General features: G+C 50.1%; 15 protein-coding genes and 2 tRNA genes. All 17 read left to right on the top strand.

From position 1 onward, the window contains the following. Positions 1-184: 184 nt before the first annotated feature. The 17 genes from aspS (at position 185) to NL324_RS06245 (ending at position 14362) form a co-directional block, all read left to right on the top strand. Positions 185-1987 (top strand): aspartate--tRNA ligase, encoded by a 1803-nt coding sequence (gene aspS, locus NL324_RS06325; RefSeq protein WP_253306783.1) that lies wholly within the window; start codon positions 185-187, stop codon positions 1985-1987. Between the two features lie 30 nt (positions 1988-2017). After that, entirely contained in the window at positions 2018-2767 is a 750-nt protein-coding gene (locus NL324_RS06320; protein ID WP_253306782.1) for a YebC/PmpR family DNA-binding transcriptional regulator, read from the top strand. Next, the gene (ruvC, locus tag NL324_RS06315) at positions 2764-3276 is read left to right on the top strand and encodes a crossover junction endodeoxyribonuclease RuvC (RefSeq protein WP_253306781.1); all 513 of its coding nucleotides are present in this window, start codon (positions 2764-2766) and stop codon (positions 3274-3276) included. The genes NL324_RS06320 and ruvC overlap by 4 nt, the downstream gene beginning before the upstream one ends. Then, a complete protein-coding gene (ruvA, locus tag NL324_RS06310; RefSeq protein ID WP_253306780.1) occupies positions 3276-3890 on the top strand; it encodes a Holliday junction branch migration protein RuvA in 615 nt (204 codons plus the stop codon). Before ruvC ends, ruvA begins: the two co-directional genes overlap by 1 nt. A 76-nt stretch (positions 3891-3966) precedes the next feature. Next, positions 3967-4986 (top strand): Holliday junction branch migration DNA helicase RuvB, encoded by a 1020-nt coding sequence (ruvB, locus tag NL324_RS06305; RefSeq protein WP_253306779.1) that lies wholly within the window; start codon positions 3967-3969, stop codon positions 4984-4986. Between the two features lie 82 nt (positions 4987-5068). Then, positions 5069-6634 carry a cytochrome ubiquinol oxidase subunit I gene (locus NL324_RS06300; RefSeq protein ID WP_253306778.1) on the top strand — a complete coding sequence of 522 codons (1566 nt, stop codon included), beginning with the start codon at positions 5069-5071 and terminating at the stop codon, positions 6632-6634. A 20-nt stretch (positions 6635-6654) separates the two neighbouring features. Further along, entirely contained in the window at positions 6655-7794 is a 1140-nt protein-coding gene (gene cydB, locus NL324_RS06295; RefSeq protein ID WP_253306777.1) for a cytochrome d ubiquinol oxidase subunit II, read from the top strand. Positions 7795-7805: 11 nt separating this feature from the next. Then, complete coding sequence (gene cydX / locus NL324_RS06290; RefSeq protein WP_253306776.1) at positions 7806-7916, top strand: cytochrome bd-I oxidase subunit CydX; 111 nt, start codon at positions 7806-7808, stop codon at positions 7914-7916. A gap of 175 nt (positions 7917-8091) precedes the next feature. Further along, a complete protein-coding gene (tolQ, locus tag NL324_RS06285; RefSeq protein WP_253306775.1) occupies positions 8092-8775 on the top strand; it encodes a protein TolQ in 684 nt (227 codons plus the stop codon). Positions 8776-8787: 12 nt separating this feature from the next. Then, complete coding sequence (locus NL324_RS06280; protein ID WP_253306774.1) at positions 8788-9216, top strand: biopolymer transporter ExbD; 429 nt, start codon at positions 8788-8790, stop codon at positions 9214-9216. A gap of 83 nt (positions 9217-9299) precedes the next feature. Then, positions 9300-10064: a cell envelope integrity protein TolA gene (gene tolA / locus NL324_RS06275; RefSeq protein ID WP_253306773.1), complete on the top strand. Its 765-nt coding sequence runs from the start codon at positions 9300-9302 to the stop codon at positions 10062-10064. A 24-nt stretch (positions 10065-10088) separates the two neighbouring features. Continuing rightward, entirely contained in the window at positions 10089-11408 is a 1320-nt protein-coding gene (gene tolB, locus NL324_RS06270; protein ID WP_253306772.1) for a Tol-Pal system beta propeller repeat protein TolB, read from the top strand. Positions 11409-11436: 28 nt separating this feature from the next. Further along, positions 11437-11955, top strand: coding sequence for a peptidoglycan-associated lipoprotein Pal (gene pal, locus NL324_RS06265; protein WP_253306771.1), 519 nt, complete (start codon positions 11437-11439; stop codon positions 11953-11955). 12 nt (positions 11956-11967) lie between these two features. After that, the gene (gene ybgF, locus NL324_RS06260; RefSeq protein WP_253306770.1) at positions 11968-12723 is read left to right on the top strand and encodes a tol-pal system protein YbgF; all 756 of its coding nucleotides are present in this window, start codon (positions 11968-11970) and stop codon (positions 12721-12723) included. A 164-nt stretch (positions 12724-12887) separates the two neighbouring features. After that, positions 12888-12963, top strand: a tRNA-Lys gene (locus NL324_RS06255). A 24-nt stretch (positions 12964-12987) separates the two neighbouring features. Beyond that, positions 12988-13063 (top strand) — tRNA-Lys (locus NL324_RS06250). Between the two features lie 21 nt (positions 13064-13084). After that, complete coding sequence (locus tag NL324_RS06245; protein WP_253306769.1) at positions 13085-14362, top strand: replication-associated recombination protein A; 1278 nt, start codon at positions 13085-13087, stop codon at positions 14360-14362. Positions 14363-14872: the final 510 nt, after the last annotated feature.

The raw sequence follows: 14872 nt of genomic DNA, 5'->3' as shown, positions 1-14872 counted from the left end.
ACGGGCTATAGTGATCAGCTAAGCCTCCCGCCTGGCCTGCTTGCTGAACCGCGCTGCCTACAGTGATTCGTTGACGATAGCTATTCAAACTTTTTGTTTATTGATACTATTCAAACGAGTAGCCCAGGTGGCCTAAGATCGCTGCTAGTAGCGGCGTGGCCCTATTTGCCAAAAGGATAGTTCTATGATGCGCACCCACTATTGTGGAGAGATCACTCGTCAGCAGCTCGGTGCTGAGATCACCTTATGTGGTTGGGTTCAGCGACAGCGTGATCTGGGTGGCCTAGTCTTTATTGAGTTACGTGATCGAGCGGGGAGTCTTCAGGTGCGCTGTGATCCCCAATACCCAGCCGCTTTTCAGACCGCGCTAACCCTGAGGCAGGCCGCCTGTTTACAAGTGACCGGGGTAGTGGCGCTGCGTCCTTCGGCACAGATTAAACAGGAGCAGTCCGGGGGGGAGATAGAAGTGATCGCCCAGACGTTGCATCTATTCAATGCGGCAGCCCCATTACCCGTGGATTTCAACCAATCCTGCAGTGAAGAGCAGCGCCTGAGATATCGCTACCTGGATCTACGCCGACCAGAGCAAGCTCAGGGGATTATCTTGCGGTCACAGATCACCGCTCAGGTACGCCGCTTTCTGCAAGATCGGGGATTTTTAGACATTGAAACACCGATGTTAACCCGGGCAACGCCTGAAGGCGCACGGGACTATTTGGTGCCGAGCCGAGTACATCACGGGAAATTCTACGCCCTACCACAATCGCCACAGCTGTTTAAACAGTTATTGATGATTGCCGGCTTTGATCGTTACTATCAAATTGTTAAATGCTTTCGTGATGAAGATTTACGGGCCGATCGCCAACCCGAATTTACGCAGATCGATCTGGAGCTCTCCTTCGTAGACTCTTCCACTGTGCGCGAGATAGTCGAGGCATTGGTCCGTTATTTATGGCTTGAATTTCAAGGGCAGACCCTGCCGGTTTTTCCGGTGATGACCTATCAGGAGGCGATGCGGCGCTTTGGGTCGGATAAGCCCGATTGTCGTAATCCTTTGGAGCTCATCGATATAGCCGATCTGCTGAAAACCATCTCTTTTACACCGTTGGCAACGGCCGCACAAGATCCCCGAGGCAGAGTGGCGCTACTCTGTGTCCCTCAAGGACTCCACTGTAGTCGTAAGCAGTTGGAAAGCTATAGCACATTAGTGACGCGTTATGGTCTTACAGGATTGGCTTGGCTTAAGGTACAGGCAATAGCGGTTGATAAACCTAGCACTGTCCAAGGTCCGCTGGCTAAATATTTTGATGAAGTGAGGTTATCAGCCTTGCTGGAGCGGGCCCAGGCACAACCGGGTGATCTACTACTGTTCGCGGCCGGTGATCAATCAGTGGTGTCACAGGCGCTGGGGGCCTTGCGCTTGCAGTTGGGTCAGGAGTTTCACTTGGTTGATCAGCAGCGCCCTGCTGCACTCTGGGTGGTTAACTTTCCGCTATTTGAAGTGTCGGAAACTGGCGATTTAGCATCCATGCACCACCCCTTTACCAAGCCACGGGCGGTCACCGCAGAACAATTAAGGGCTGATCCGCTTACTGCTGAAGCTGATGCCTATGATTTAGTGATCAATGGATATGAGATCGGCGGCGGCTCGGTACGGATTGATAACCCAGCCCTGCAGCAAGTGGTCTTTGATCTCCTGGGCATTGATAGCAGTGCCCAGCAGGAAAAATTTGGCTTTTTTCTGGAGGCGTTAAGCTATGGGACCCCACCCCACGCTGGGTTTGCTTTTGGGCTGGATCGGTTAGTGATGTTGTTGAATGGCAGCGAGTCGATTCGTGAGGTCATTGCTTTTCCAAAAACGACCTCGGCGACCTGTTTGCTAACACAGGCACCTAGTCGGGTTGAGCCTGAAGCCCTGCAGATTTTAGGGGTACAGTTGACATCCCCTGAACCTGCAGTCACCCAAACCAGTGTATCACTGTCATAGACGTTAAAGTAGACCAAGAGGAGTGATACCATGGCCGGTCATAGCAAATGGGCCAATATTAAGCACCGCAAAGCTGGACAAGATACCAAGCGAGGTAAACTATTTACCAAATTGATTCGAGAGCTGGCGGTAGCTGCCAAGCTAGGGGGCGGTGAAGTAGCCAGCAATCCACGCCTACGCACGGCAGTCGATAAAGCACTCACCTATAATATGACCCGGGAGACGATTAACCGAGCGATTCAACGGGGTGTTGGCGGGGAAGAGGGCAGCGATATGGAGAGTTTATTGTATGAGGGATATGGTCCTGCTGGGACAGCGCTGCTGATCGCCTGTTTAACCGATAACCGTAATCGAACAGCGGGCGAGGTACGGTATGCCTTTGATAAGTGCGGTGGTAATCTGGGTATCGAGGGCTCAGTCGCTTATCTATTTGCTAAAAAAGGGGTGCTTCATCTCTCTGGTGTGGAGGATGAAGAGGCACTGTTCACCCTCGTGTTAGAAGCCGGTGCTGATGATCTACACTGTAATGCCGATCACACCAGCGTGGTTTTAACACCGCCCGAACAGTTCATGGCGGTACAGCAGGCTTTAGAACAAAGCCAGTACAGAACAGAGCAGGCGGAGTTGATCTGGATAGCCCAGAGCCAACTGCCACTAACCGCCACAGAGGCTGATCGATTACAGGGTTTACTCGATCGATTAGAGGATTTAGACGATGTTCAAACGGTTTATCATAATGGACTGCTCCCGGATGAGTGGACTGAAGATCACCGGGCATGAGGGTAATTTTAGGTCTAGATCCCGGCTCTAGGATCACCGGTTACGGTGTTATCCAACAGCAAGGAGAGCGCCTACACTATCTCGGCAGTGGTGCTATTCGCAGTGCTACTGCCCAAGATTTTGCCGGACGTTTGTCGATCATTTATGCCGGGGTAGAGAGCATTGTTCAGCAGTTCTCACCCCATATTGTCGCCGTTGAGCAGGTGTTCATGGCGCAGAATGTCGATTCTGCGCTAAAATTGGGGCAGGCTCGTGGTGCCGCAATTGTCGCCGCCATGAACGCGCAGCTCGCCTTCTTCGAGTATAGCGCCCGGCGCATTAAGCAGACGGTGACCGGCACCGGCTCAGCGACTAAAGAGCAGGTACAACAGATGGTGCGCTATTTATTAAGTTTGCCAGCGCTGCCGCAGGCAGATGCCGCAGATGCCTTAGCAGCGGCTATCACCTATTGTCACAGCCAGATCGAGATGACGAGAGCGTACGATCGACCACCAGTGAGCAGACGGTGATGCTCAGTCGTTTAACGGGGGTCGTGATTGAAAAGCAGCCTCCTTACTTAGTCTTGGAGGTGCAGGGGGTGGGCTATGAACTGCAGATGCCCATGAACTGCTTTTATCAGCTGCCAGCGCTAGGAGAAGCGACGGTGCTGTTTACCCACCATTGGATCCGTGAAGATGCCCAGCTGCTCTATGGTTTTAAGGATCGATCGGCGCGTACACTCTTTCGATCATTGATTAAAGTCAATGGTGTTGGGCCTAAATTGGCCTTAGCGATTCTCTCGGGGCTGTCAGTACCCCAATTTATTTTTGCGGTAGAGCGCAATGATCCCACTCTCTTGATAAAGTTACCCGGAGTCGGTAAAAAAACGGCAGAGCGCTTAATCATAGAGATGCGGGACCGTTGCCAAGATTTGGCGGTTGAGCCACTAGAATACGCGCCATCCTTTAAGGGATCAGCAGTCACTGCACACCTGCGTGATTCAGAGGCGGAACACGCTGCAGTGGCCGCCTTGATCACCTTGGGTTATAAAGCAGTCGAAGCGCAGCGGTTGATCCGACAAGTTATGCAGCCCGAGATGGATTGTGAGACACTGATCCGCCAGGCACTACGCAGCCTGGGGTAATCGAGAAAAAAGAGATGAGTATGCGCTATCCTAAGGGGCTCTCCTGGAGCCTGCCAAGCAGAGAGTTCCCGCTACGATGATAGAGCCTGATCGTTTGTTGACTACCACGCAACAAGCGCTTGATGAACCCTTTGATCGCGCCTTGCGTCCGCGGTTGCTACAAGATTATGTTGGACAACCCACCGTACAGTGTCAGATGGCGATTTTTATTCAAGCGGCTCGACAACGGGAAGAAGCGCTGGATCATGTGCTTATTTTTGGACCGCCGGGTCTAGGAAAGACCACTTTGGCTAACATTATAGCGAATGAGCTCTCCGTGAACTTACGCGCTACTTCAGGTCCGGTATTAGAGAAAACCGGTGATCTGGCGGCTATTTTAACCAACCTAGCCCCACACGATGTGCTGTTTATCGATGAGATCCATCGCCTTTCGCCAGTAATTGAGGAGATGCTCTACCCAGCGATGGAAGATCAGCAACTCGATATTATGATTGGAGAGGGGCCGGCAGCCCGCTCCATCAAGCTGGCCTTGCCCCCTTTTACCTTAATTGGTGCCACCACCCGGGCCGGATCCTTGACCGCTCCGTTACGTGACCGCTTTGGAATTGTGCAACGGTTAGAGTTTTATTCAGTGGCTGATCTACAACAGATCATTGGACGCAATGCTCAATTACTGCAATTAACGCTGTCTGACTGTGGTGCCCATGAGATTGCTCGGCGCTCACGGGGGACCCCGCGGGTGGCTAATCGGTTATTACGCCGTATTCGGGATTATAGCGAGGTCTGTGGTCATGGCACCATCGATGTATCCATTGCTTCACAGGCTTTGACGCTATTAGCGGTAGATGCTGAAGGTTTTGATCTGATGGATCGCAAACTACTCTCCGCCATTATTGATAAATTTATGGGAGGACCGGTGGGTCTGGAGAGTATTGCCGCCGCGATTGGCGAGTCTCCTAGTACGATTGAAGAGGTCTTTGAGCCCTATTTGATTCAGCAGGGATTTTTACAACGTACCCCGAGAGGCCGGATCGCCACCGCGCGGGCTTATGAGCATTTCGGGCTATCCAAGGATACTGAAGCGTCCTTACAATAGCCATCAACGATTAACTGTTCGGTTGCCGCAGTGAGATAAGCGTGAAGCGGGATTACCATCAATGATGCGTTCAGGAGTGACTATGTTAGAGGTCGTTGAGCTGTCGCGATTACAGTTTGCGTTAACAGGGATGTACCACTTTTTATTTGTCCCTTTGACGCTAGGCCTGGCTTTTCTATTAGCCATTATGGAGTCAATCTATGTGATCACTGGTCAAGTGATCTACCAGGATATGACAAAATTTTGGGGCAAGCTGTTTGGTATTAATTTTGCTTTAGGGATTGCCACCGGACTCACCATGGAGTTTGAATTTGGCACCAATTGGTCCTACTACTCACACTACGTTGGGGATGTTTTTGGTGTTCCCTTAGCGATAGAAGGCTTGCTCGCTTTTTTCTTAGAATCGACGTTTGTTGGCCTCTTTTTCTTTGGCTGGGATCGTTTAAGCCGTTGGCAACACCTGATGGTCACTTGGTTGGTGGCTTTAGGATCTTCCTTGTCAGCATTATGGATTTTAATTGCCAATGCCTGGATGCAATACCCTGTAGGATCCCAGTTTAATCCGGTTACCTTGCGGATGGAGCTGGTGAGCCTAATCGATATGCTGTTCAGTCCAGTAGCGCAGGTCAAATTTGTCCATACCGTTGCGGCAGGGTACACCACCGGTGCGCTGTTTATGCTGGGGATCAGTGCCTACTATCTATTAAAAGGGCGCGATCTACCGTTTGCAAGACGCTCTTTTGCGATAGCAGCCACCTTTGGTTTGGCTGCGGTGTTATCGGTCATTATTTTAGGAGATGAATCAGGCTATAACTTGGGCGATGCGCAAAAGATTAAACTGGCGGCTATCGAAGCCGAATGGGAGACTGAGACACCGCCAGCGTTTTTTACAATCTTCGGAATACCTAATCAGCAGACGCTACAGACTGACTACGCCCTCAAAGTTCCTTATGCGCTAGGCCTCATTGCAACCCGCTCCTTAGATAAACCGGTGATGGGGCTCAAGGCGTTAATGCAATTGAATGAACGCCGTATTCGCAACGGTATCACCGCGTATGGCTTGTTAACCCAGCTGCGTACTGGTGATCAAAATCCTCGACTACAGCAACAATTTGATAGCCTAAAAGAGGATTTAGGGTATGGTCTGCTTCTCCATCGCTACACCCCGCAGATCACCGATGCCACCGAAACCCAGATCCAGCAAGCGGTGCAGAGCTCAATCCCCAGCGTGCTCCCCCTATTTTTTACTTTTCGCATTATGGTCGGGTGTGGTCTGCTCATGTTACTCATTTTTACAGTGGCTTTTTATCAAACGCTACGGCAAAAAATGAGTGAAAAAAAGTGGCTATTAAGGCTGGCACTCTATGGCATTCCTTTACCGTGGATTGCGAGTGAGTGTGGTTGGTTTGTCTCTGAGTATGGTCGTCAACCTTGGGCCATTGATGGGATCTTACCGACGGCGATTGCACATTCAGACTTAACACGTGGTCAATTATGGTGCTCGCTAGGGGTGATCGGCGTCTTATATTCGATCTTTTTAGTGATTGAGTTCTACTTAATGTTTAAGTTTGCCCGCCTGGGCCCGAGTAGCCTGCATACCGGTAGTTACCACTTTGAACACCCAAGCACCGAAGCGATCTCAGCCTAAACCGTGACAAGGGGTATCTAATGTTGAACTACGAAACGTTGCGTTTTATCTGGTGGCTGATCATCGGTCTACTGCTGATAGGATTTGCCGTGACTGATGGTTTCGATATGGGTGTAGGCATGTTGTTATGCGTGCTGGGCAAAAATGACCATGAACGGCGTATTATGATTAACAGTATTGCACCGCACTGGGATGGCAATCAAGTCTGGTTAATACTCTTTGGTGGGGCAGTATTCGCTGCTTGGCCGATGGTCTATGCCGCCGCTTTTTCCGGTTTTTATGGCGCAATGCTGCTGCTACTAGCCGCCCTCTATTTTCGTCCCATCGGCTTTGATTATCGGCAAAAGATCGCGCATCCCTATTGGCGGGGTAGCTGGGATCTATTAATCACCGTCGGCAGTGGCGTGCCGGCACTGATCTTTGGTGTGGCCTTTGGTAATTTGCTACAGGGTATTCCCTTTCAACTAGATAGTCATTCACGGCTCTCTTATCACGGAACCTTTATCGAGCTACTGAATCCTTTTGCTTTACTCTGTGGCTTGCTGAGCCTCTCACTGCTGCTGCTCCAAGGCAGTGTCTGGCTGCGGTTGAGAACCCAGGGTGAACTGCACAAACGTGCGGGCAGGGTCACGTGCTGGATGGCTTGCAGTATACTCCTCTGCTTCAGTATCGCGGGTATCTGTATCTACCAGGGGATTCATGGTTACCAGGTCACCTCTGTCCTCGATCACTTAGCCGAGTCTAACCCCTTGAACAAAGTCGTTATTCGACCACTCGGCGGCTGGTTAGCCAATTTTAGAAACACTCCCTGGTTAGTCTGCTTTCCGATAGCAGGCTTACTGCTGCCACTTTGTACCCTGGTAGCCTCGTGGAACAAGCGAGAAGGATTAACCTTTTTCTGTAGTACGGCTACGATTGCTTGTATCATCATCACCGCTGGTGTTGCGATGTTCCCGTTCGTGCTACCCTCCAGCTTGATCCCTGCTCACAGCTTGACGCTATGGGATGCCACTTCCAGCCAGAAAACCTTACAGTTAATGTTGTGGATTGTGGGGCTATTTCTACCACTGGTGTTGGCTTATACCCTATGGTGCTACTACAAGCTCTGGGGTCGGTTAGATGAAGCCATGATTGAAAAAAATCAACATTCGCTTTATTAAGGAGCCGCGTGATGTGGTATCTCACTTGGATTTTAGGACTGCTGTTTGCGTGTGCCTTAACGGTCATCATGGTGCTCTGGTTGGAAAATCATGAAGATAAACCCTTAGATCCGCCCCAATAATTTTAGTATGCTGAACTCAAATTTTAACGTGGCCGGTGATTTAACTGGCCATAATCTATTGTTTATCCTCAATCATTTGCCTATTATGGTGGTTAAAGGTGGATCAAGGAGAGGATTCAATGCCCATTCATCCCAGGAGTAAACACTCCGTGCAATGCCTCATGGAGTTGACCGAGTGACTGAGCTACGCTTTATTGATATTTTTATAAACGCCTCCCTGTTAGTTCAAGGGGTCATCGTATTATTGCTGGGATTTTCCGTCACCTCATGGGCCATTATTATTCAGCAAGCCTGCCGACTCAATAAAGCTAATCGCCACGTTATCCTATTTGAAAATAAATTTTGGTCAGGTATCAATCTAAACCATCTCTACCAAGAGATCGTAGGACAAGGCCAAGCGTTGACTGGTAGTGAACAGATTTTCTGCGCCGGATTTAAAGAATTTTCACGGCTACATGCCATCAATAACTGCGCGCCGACGGCACTGTTAGAGGGTGCTGCCCGCGCGATGCGAATTGCTTTTCATCGTTATCAAGAGACCTTGGAAGGGTATGGCTCATTCTTGGCAACGGTAGGATCCGTTAGCCCGTACATTGGATTGTTAGGAACCGTCTGGGGGATCTTGCAAGCGTTTATTGCCCTAGGGAGTGTCCAGCAGGCAACGTTACAGATGGTGGCACCTAGCCTGGCAGAATCGCTGATTACTACCGCAATCGGCCTATGTGTCGCCATTCCTGCCGTTATCGCTTATAATCGCTCTAATACGCAACTGAGTCAGCTCGAGCAGCGTTACGCCAATTTTATGGAGGAGTTTATAATCATTCTTCATCGGCAGGCGATTGCCCGTCCATCCAGCTAGATGGGCCCCTCGATGATACGTCTGCAACGTCCCCGATCAGCTTTAAAGGCTGACATGAATGTCATTCCCTTTCTTGATATATTGTTGGTGCTATTATTGGTTTTGATGGTGGCCACCCCAGTGATCCAACAAGCGGTGCAAGTGGAGTTACCCCAGGCTCACCAATCCAAAACAGCGTACAAACCAGCCATCCCCAATCAGATTATTTTAGAAATTTCCGGAGCTGGCTGTTATACCTTGATTGTCCAAGGGGCTCGCTTAGAGAATTTGCCCCCTCAGCAGATCGTCATGCACACTAAAAAAATAGTAGAAAAAGATGTGGGGAGTCAGTTTTTAATTGGGGGTTCAGCCAGCGTTGCTTATGAAGAGATCCTCAAGGGGTTAAGCCTACTACACCAGTCTGGGGTGACTGCAGTAGGCTTAATGACTAAACCTTTATAGCACACTGCATGTTTCGACAGGGTCGATCCTGGAGCCCATTGTCCCGCGGTATATTGGTTTCCATAGTACTGCATGGGGGCATTGTGATACTATTGAGCTTAAAACCTCGGGTGGTCACGCTGACCATCGGGCCGGAAAGCGGTCTAATGCAGGCCACGCTAATAGCTGTCCCTACGAATCAATTATCAACCGGTCGACCGCTCAGTGCTCCAAAAGCGTCTCAGCAATCGGCTGAACAGCCCCCACGCCGGGTTGAACAACTGCCACGCCCGGCAGAGAAACCTCCTTTAAAAAGGGCTAAGGCAGAAAAAAATAGTCCTACTATAGAGTCTTCTAAGGATAGCACGACAGGTCAGCTAGTGAAGGCTGCCCAAGCGCCCCCCCCCCCATTGAAACAAGCAGCGACTCCTACCCCAAAAAAGGTCAAGGGGACGCCGGTTGAGGGGAGTGCCAGCACTACTAGCAAAAGCGATGGGAAAACAGCCTCTGCGATGACTTCTCCGACGTCAGCTGACTTAGACCATTTTTTTGGCCATTTAGCGGCGAGTACCAGAACAGGAACTGCTCAGTTGCCGAGTACCCAACAATGCAGCCATTATGCCAGCCAAATTAAAAGTGCTATCCAAGCCAATTTGATTAAAGAGCCGGGATACCAAGGAAGAAGTTGTGAAATCGCATTACAATTGGCGGCTGATGGCACCATTGTACGGGCTGAGGCCCGCCAAGGTGATAGGTTGGTGTGCGCCGCCGCCCTGCGGGCAGTTGGCATCACGGAGCGCGTCCCTAAACCTCCTGATCCAGCGCTGTATGAACGGTTTAAAGCGATGGTCATCAGCTTTGAATTTTAAACCAGATCTCAACAGGACACTGCTATGAAAGCGCTTGGCCCCCTTGTGAAGGCCCTCTGTTTATTCACAGGTCTACTGCTGTATGCCCCGTTACTGCAAGCCGAGGTACGGATTGTTATCACCGAAGGCACTGAATCCGCTAGACCCATTGCGATAGTGCCCTTTAAGTGGCAGGGAGTTGGAGAGGTGCCGCAAGATATCAGCGCCATTATCGCGGCTGATTTGCGCCACAGTGGCACCTTTAATCCGCTAGCGATGGAGCAATTACCGCAGCGGCCAACGACGGTATCTGCCCTTGATCCAGCTTGTTGGCGAGCACTAGGCATTGACGCGGTCATCATTGGGCAGATACAACCAGGAAAAGCTGACCATTTTCTCATTTCTTATCAGCTTATTGATGTCACCAATTTGAATAGTGCCACTGGTTCGGTGTTAGAGCAGAACCAGTGTCAAGTCACCGCCGAGTGGCTACGTTATGCTGCCCACCGGATCAGCGATAGTATTTTTGAAAAACTCACCGGTCTTAAGGGAGCCTTTAATACCCGGATCGCTTATGTGGTTCAGACTAATCAGGGACGCCACCCCTATGAACTACGGCTGTCTGATTATGATGGTCATCACCAAAAAACGATTTATCGTTCGTCGGCACCTATGATGTCATTGGCTTGGTCACCCGATGGTCGACAACTGGCTTACGTGACCTTTGAAAACCAACGTTCTGAACTGATTTTACACGATCTAGCCTCAAAAAAGCGCAAGCAGTTAGCGGCGTTCCCTCGGCATAATGGGGCACCCGCTTTTTCCTTTGATGGAACCAAGTTAGCCTTAGCACTCTCTAAAGGGGGCAGTCTAAAAATTTATCTCCTTGATTTGAAAAGCGGGCAGATGATCCGTCTGACTGAGGGCAGCAGCAACGACACTGAACCAGCCTGGCATCCCGATGGCCGTTCGCTTATTTTTACATCTGATCGCGGAGGACACCCGGAGATTTATCAGATCCAGTTAGCGGATAGTCAGATACAACGCCTGACCTGGGAAGGGTTACAAAATCAGGGAGGGGAAATTTCTCCCGATGGCCGCTCTCTCATTATGGTCAATCGGGGGAGTGACGGGTACCATATTGCTAAACAAGATTTAGAAACGGGCAGGGTACAGGTACTGACCTCTACTTTTTTAGATCAAACACCTAGTATTGCCCCTAATGGTACGATGATTGTTTACAGCTCTACTGAGTCGCTTGGAAAAGTACTACAATTAGTGTCAATGGATGGTCGTTTTAAGGCACGACTTCTAGCAACGGATGGCCAAGTGAAATTTCCTGCTTGGTCACCCTATCTACAATGAAAAATGGTTATCCCAAAAGGAGTCTACGATGCTATTAAAACCCACTCTGAAAGCAGTGCTATTGACGTTGCCGATCATCGCTGCCACCAGTTGTTGCAAAAAGCCGGTTGAGCAGTGCGAAGAGGTGCTCCCTACAGCGCCTATGACGACGCTTGAAGTCCCGGTCGAAGTAGAGAATCAACTGTATGCAGACGATCAAGCACGGCAGTTGGAAGAGTTAAAAAAGAGTAATTTAATTTACTTCGGCTTTGATAAATATGACATCACCTCGGAGTTTGCCCAAATCTTAGATGAACACGCTGATTTACTACGGAATAACCCGAGCTACCGGGTGCTGATTGAAGGTCATGCGGATGAACGAGGAACTCCTGAATACAATATTGCCTTAGGGGAACGTCGGGCTAATGCAGTGGCTATGTACCTTCAAGGCAATGGCGTCTCTGAGCAGCAGATCACCATTGTCTCTTATGGCCAAGAGCGTCCTGAAGATCCTGGCCATCAAGAAGCGGCTTATGCCAAAAATCGGCGTGCCGTTTTGGTTTATTAAACACGTTAGTGCATGAGTCGGCCTCAAGTTTACCTAATAGCTAGAATAGTATTAGCCCTCCTAGCGGCTAATACTGCACTGGCGAAGAGTATACCAGTCCATGAGGTCACGGTTGCTGGCATGGAAGCCCGCATCGTGCGTCTGGAACGACTGCTGAATCCAGGTCATCAGCTGCAGCTCTATCAACAGCTGACCACCTTACAACAAGAATTAGAGGGGCTGCGAGGCAGCGTAGAGCGTAGCCAACATCGGCTACAACAGCTGGAACAGCAGTTAAAATCCCTCGCTGCCGCGCCTCAGCCAGGTAAGGGTAATGGTGTTGCGGCGAATCAACCCTCGATCGTGGATCCCCCAGCGCGTAGCGACAAGCTACCGCCTCAAAGAGAGCTCTCAGAGCGTACAGCCTATGAACAGGCTTTGCAGGCAGTCAACGCGTCACCAGCACCAGCACCTGAAGCCTTACAGCGGCTTGAGCAATTTATCAAAGATTATCCTAAGTCAAGCTATCTGCCAAACGCCTACTATTGGCTGGGCCAGTTGCTGTTTAAGCAAAACGAGTTTTCACGTGCCTCGCACTATTTTGCGAGGGTGCTGCAAGCCTTCCCGAAATCGGCTAAATGTAGTGACGCCATGTTAAAAATAGGCTTCATTACCCAGAAACAGGGTGATACGGCTAAAGCCAAGGCTATTTATCAACGGGTGGTGCAACAGTATCCTAGCTCATCCTCTGCAGAGCAGGCAAAAGCACGTTTATCCAAGCTAAAATAGGTCCAGATGGCCAGCTAATCAGGCGATATTGGTCGTTTTATCAGCAATCACACGGCTAAGAGCTCACTGGCTATTGCATTGCTTGATAAAATGGGTAATATAGGCGGCCATTACTACCGTAACAGCGCTAGAGCGCTGCTTTAGTAGTGTAGAAGCAAGATTTGGGGTCGTTAGCTCAGGTGGTAGAGCATCGGACTTTTAATCCGTTGGTCGAAGGTTCGAGTCCTTCACGACCCACCATATCACCCGGTTGACAAATCAATTGGGTCGTTAGCTCAGTTGGTAGAGCAGCGGACTCTTAATCCGTAGGTCGAAGGTTCGAGCCCTTCACGACCCACCATAGGATACCCTATTAGCTGCCATGAACGCATCCCCGCTGGCAGTACAGCTACGCCCAAAAACCCTGGATAGGGTCGTCGGCCAGCCGCACTTGATTGGGCCGGGCAAACCTCTGTCTGGTATAGTCGATAGCGGACAGTTGCCCTCTCTTATTTTGTGGGGTCCCCCAGGCTCTGGCAAAACAACCCTAGCTCACATCCTCGCCAACAGTTGCAAAATACCTTTTGTTGCACTCTCTGCTTTGTCCTCAGGCGTGGGAGAGCTACGAAAAATTTTCGAAGGAGCCCAGGCCATTTTTAGTGCTGGAAGGGGATCGACCATCCTTTTTGTGGATGAAATTCATCGTTTTAATCGGGCACAGCAAGATAGCTTTTTACCTTACGTAGAGAATGGCAGCCTGACGCTGATTGGAGCCACTACAGAAAATCCCTCCTTTGAACTCAATAACGCACTGCTCTCTCGATGTCAGATCTTCACGCTGAATCGCCTGGATCAAGCGGCCTTGAGGAGCCTGTATACTCAGGCAGCAATCACCTTAAAACGCGTGCTGCCGCTGACGCTGGAGGCGCAAAACTGCTTACTGGAAATGGCTGACGGTGACGGCAGAGCCCTGCTGAATCTCATAGAGAGGCTACTCTCCTCTGCTTCTGCTGATCGCTTAGATCCTCAAGCACTGTCTACCTTGCTTAGCAAACGAGCGCCGCTGTATGATAAAGCGGAAGAGGGCCATTATAATCTGATCAGTGCCCTGCACAAATCCTTACGAGGCTCCGATCCAGATGCTGCACTGTACTGGTTTGCACGAATGTTGGCGGGGGGTGAGGATCCGCTGTATATCGGCAGGCGCTTGATTCGCTTTGCATCAGAAGATATCGGAATGGCCGATCCTCAGGCCCTGCTCCAAGCCCTTGCCGGGATCCAAGCCTATGAACGTTTGGGGTCGCCAGAAGGTGAGCTGGCCTTGGTGCAAGCCCTGGTCTATTTGGCCACCGCTCCAAAATCCAACGCGCTTTATCGGGCTTACCCCAAGGCGCAGCAAGCCGCGCGACAGTCAGGCTCACTACCGCCGCCTAAAGCTATCCTCAATGCACCGACCCGGTTGATGCAGCAAGCAGGTTATGGTGCAGGATACCAATACGATCATGACACACCAGAAGGTTTTTCAGGGCAAACCTATTTCCCAGAGAGCATGAAGCGGCAAATTTTTTATACTCCCGTAGAACGCGGCTTTGAGCGTGAAATCCAAAAACGGCTGTCCTACTGGCAGAAGTTGCGACAAGCAAAAGATCGAACAGGCTAGTGAGCAGTGGTTGGGGGCTGGGTTTGGTTAAGATGAAGAGAGAGGCACTACCCAAAAGTGGCTTTTTTCCACTTTTGGGCTCATTTCCTGTCAGAAACAACCACTCCTTCAGACTCATTTCATATTGGATAAGACTCTATTTAGAAAATAGTGGTTATTGACGTAAAGATGAGGATGAGGATGAGGATGAGGATGAGGAGTTATGACTACCGCCAATGCTTGCATACGATGCATTAGAGTGACGTCTTCCATAATGAGAACTATCAGCCGATCTCCTAGAGGTTCCTCTTTCTCCAGAAGATACACTAGGTATTTGTTGAATTAACGCTCTTATATCGTTGACTGTAGTGATATCTTCCTCACTGATTGAGTTGCCCACGTGATGATTTTGTTGTGAGCCACATTCTTTGCAAAGCATTGAGTTTCCAGTTAACTCACCCTTGACCATCGTTCGCGTGACCGTGATGCTCTCTCCTTCACTCACTGATTGCTGAAAATGGCATCTCTCGC

It is taken from the genome of unidentified bacterial endosymbiont (assembly GCF_918320885.1).
GTDB lineage: Bacteria > Pseudomonadota > Gammaproteobacteria > Enterobacterales.
The sequence above is the reverse complement of the archived record's forward strand: the minus strand, read 5'-3'. Positions and strand labels throughout refer to the sequence as shown.

Coding starts and splice junctions, on each gene's coding strand:
- tolB (WP_253306772.1), top strand. CDS start 10,089: ATGAAAGCGCTTGGCCCCCTTGTGAAGGCCCTCTGTTTATTCACAGGT.
- NL324_RS06245 (WP_253306769.1), top strand. CDS start 13,085: ATGAACGCATCCCCGCTGGCAGTACAGCTACGCCCAAAAACCCTGGAT.
- pal (WP_253306771.1), top strand. CDS start 11,437: ATGCTATTAAAACCCACTCTGAAAGCAGTGCTATTGACGTTGCCGATC.
- ruvC (WP_253306781.1), top strand. CDS start 2,764: ATGAGGGTAATTTTAGGTCTAGATCCCGGCTCTAGGATCACCGGTTAC.
- aspS (WP_253306783.1), top strand. CDS start 185: ATGATGCGCACCCACTATTGTGGAGAGATCACTCGTCAGCAGCTCGGT.
- NL324_RS06320 (WP_253306782.1), top strand. CDS start 2,018: ATGGCCGGTCATAGCAAATGGGCCAATATTAAGCACCGCAAAGCTGGA.
- NL324_RS06280 (WP_253306774.1), top strand. CDS start 8,788: ATGATACGTCTGCAACGTCCCCGATCAGCTTTAAAGGCTGACATGAAT.
- cydX (WP_253306776.1), top strand. CDS start 7,806: ATGTGGTATCTCACTTGGATTTTAGGACTGCTGTTTGCGTGTGCCTTA.
- cydB (WP_253306777.1), top strand. CDS start 6,655: ATGTTGAACTACGAAACGTTGCGTTTTATCTGGTGGCTGATCATCGGT.
- ybgF (WP_253306770.1), top strand. CDS start 11,968: ATGAGTCGGCCTCAAGTTTACCTAATAGCTAGAATAGTATTAGCCCTC.
- ruvA (WP_253306780.1), top strand. CDS start 3,276: ATGCTCAGTCGTTTAACGGGGGTCGTGATTGAAAAGCAGCCTCCTTAC.
- NL324_RS06300 (WP_253306778.1), top strand. CDS start 5,069: ATGTTAGAGGTCGTTGAGCTGTCGCGATTACAGTTTGCGTTAACAGGG.
- ruvB (WP_253306779.1), top strand. CDS start 3,967: ATGATAGAGCCTGATCGTTTGTTGACTACCACGCAACAAGCGCTTGAT.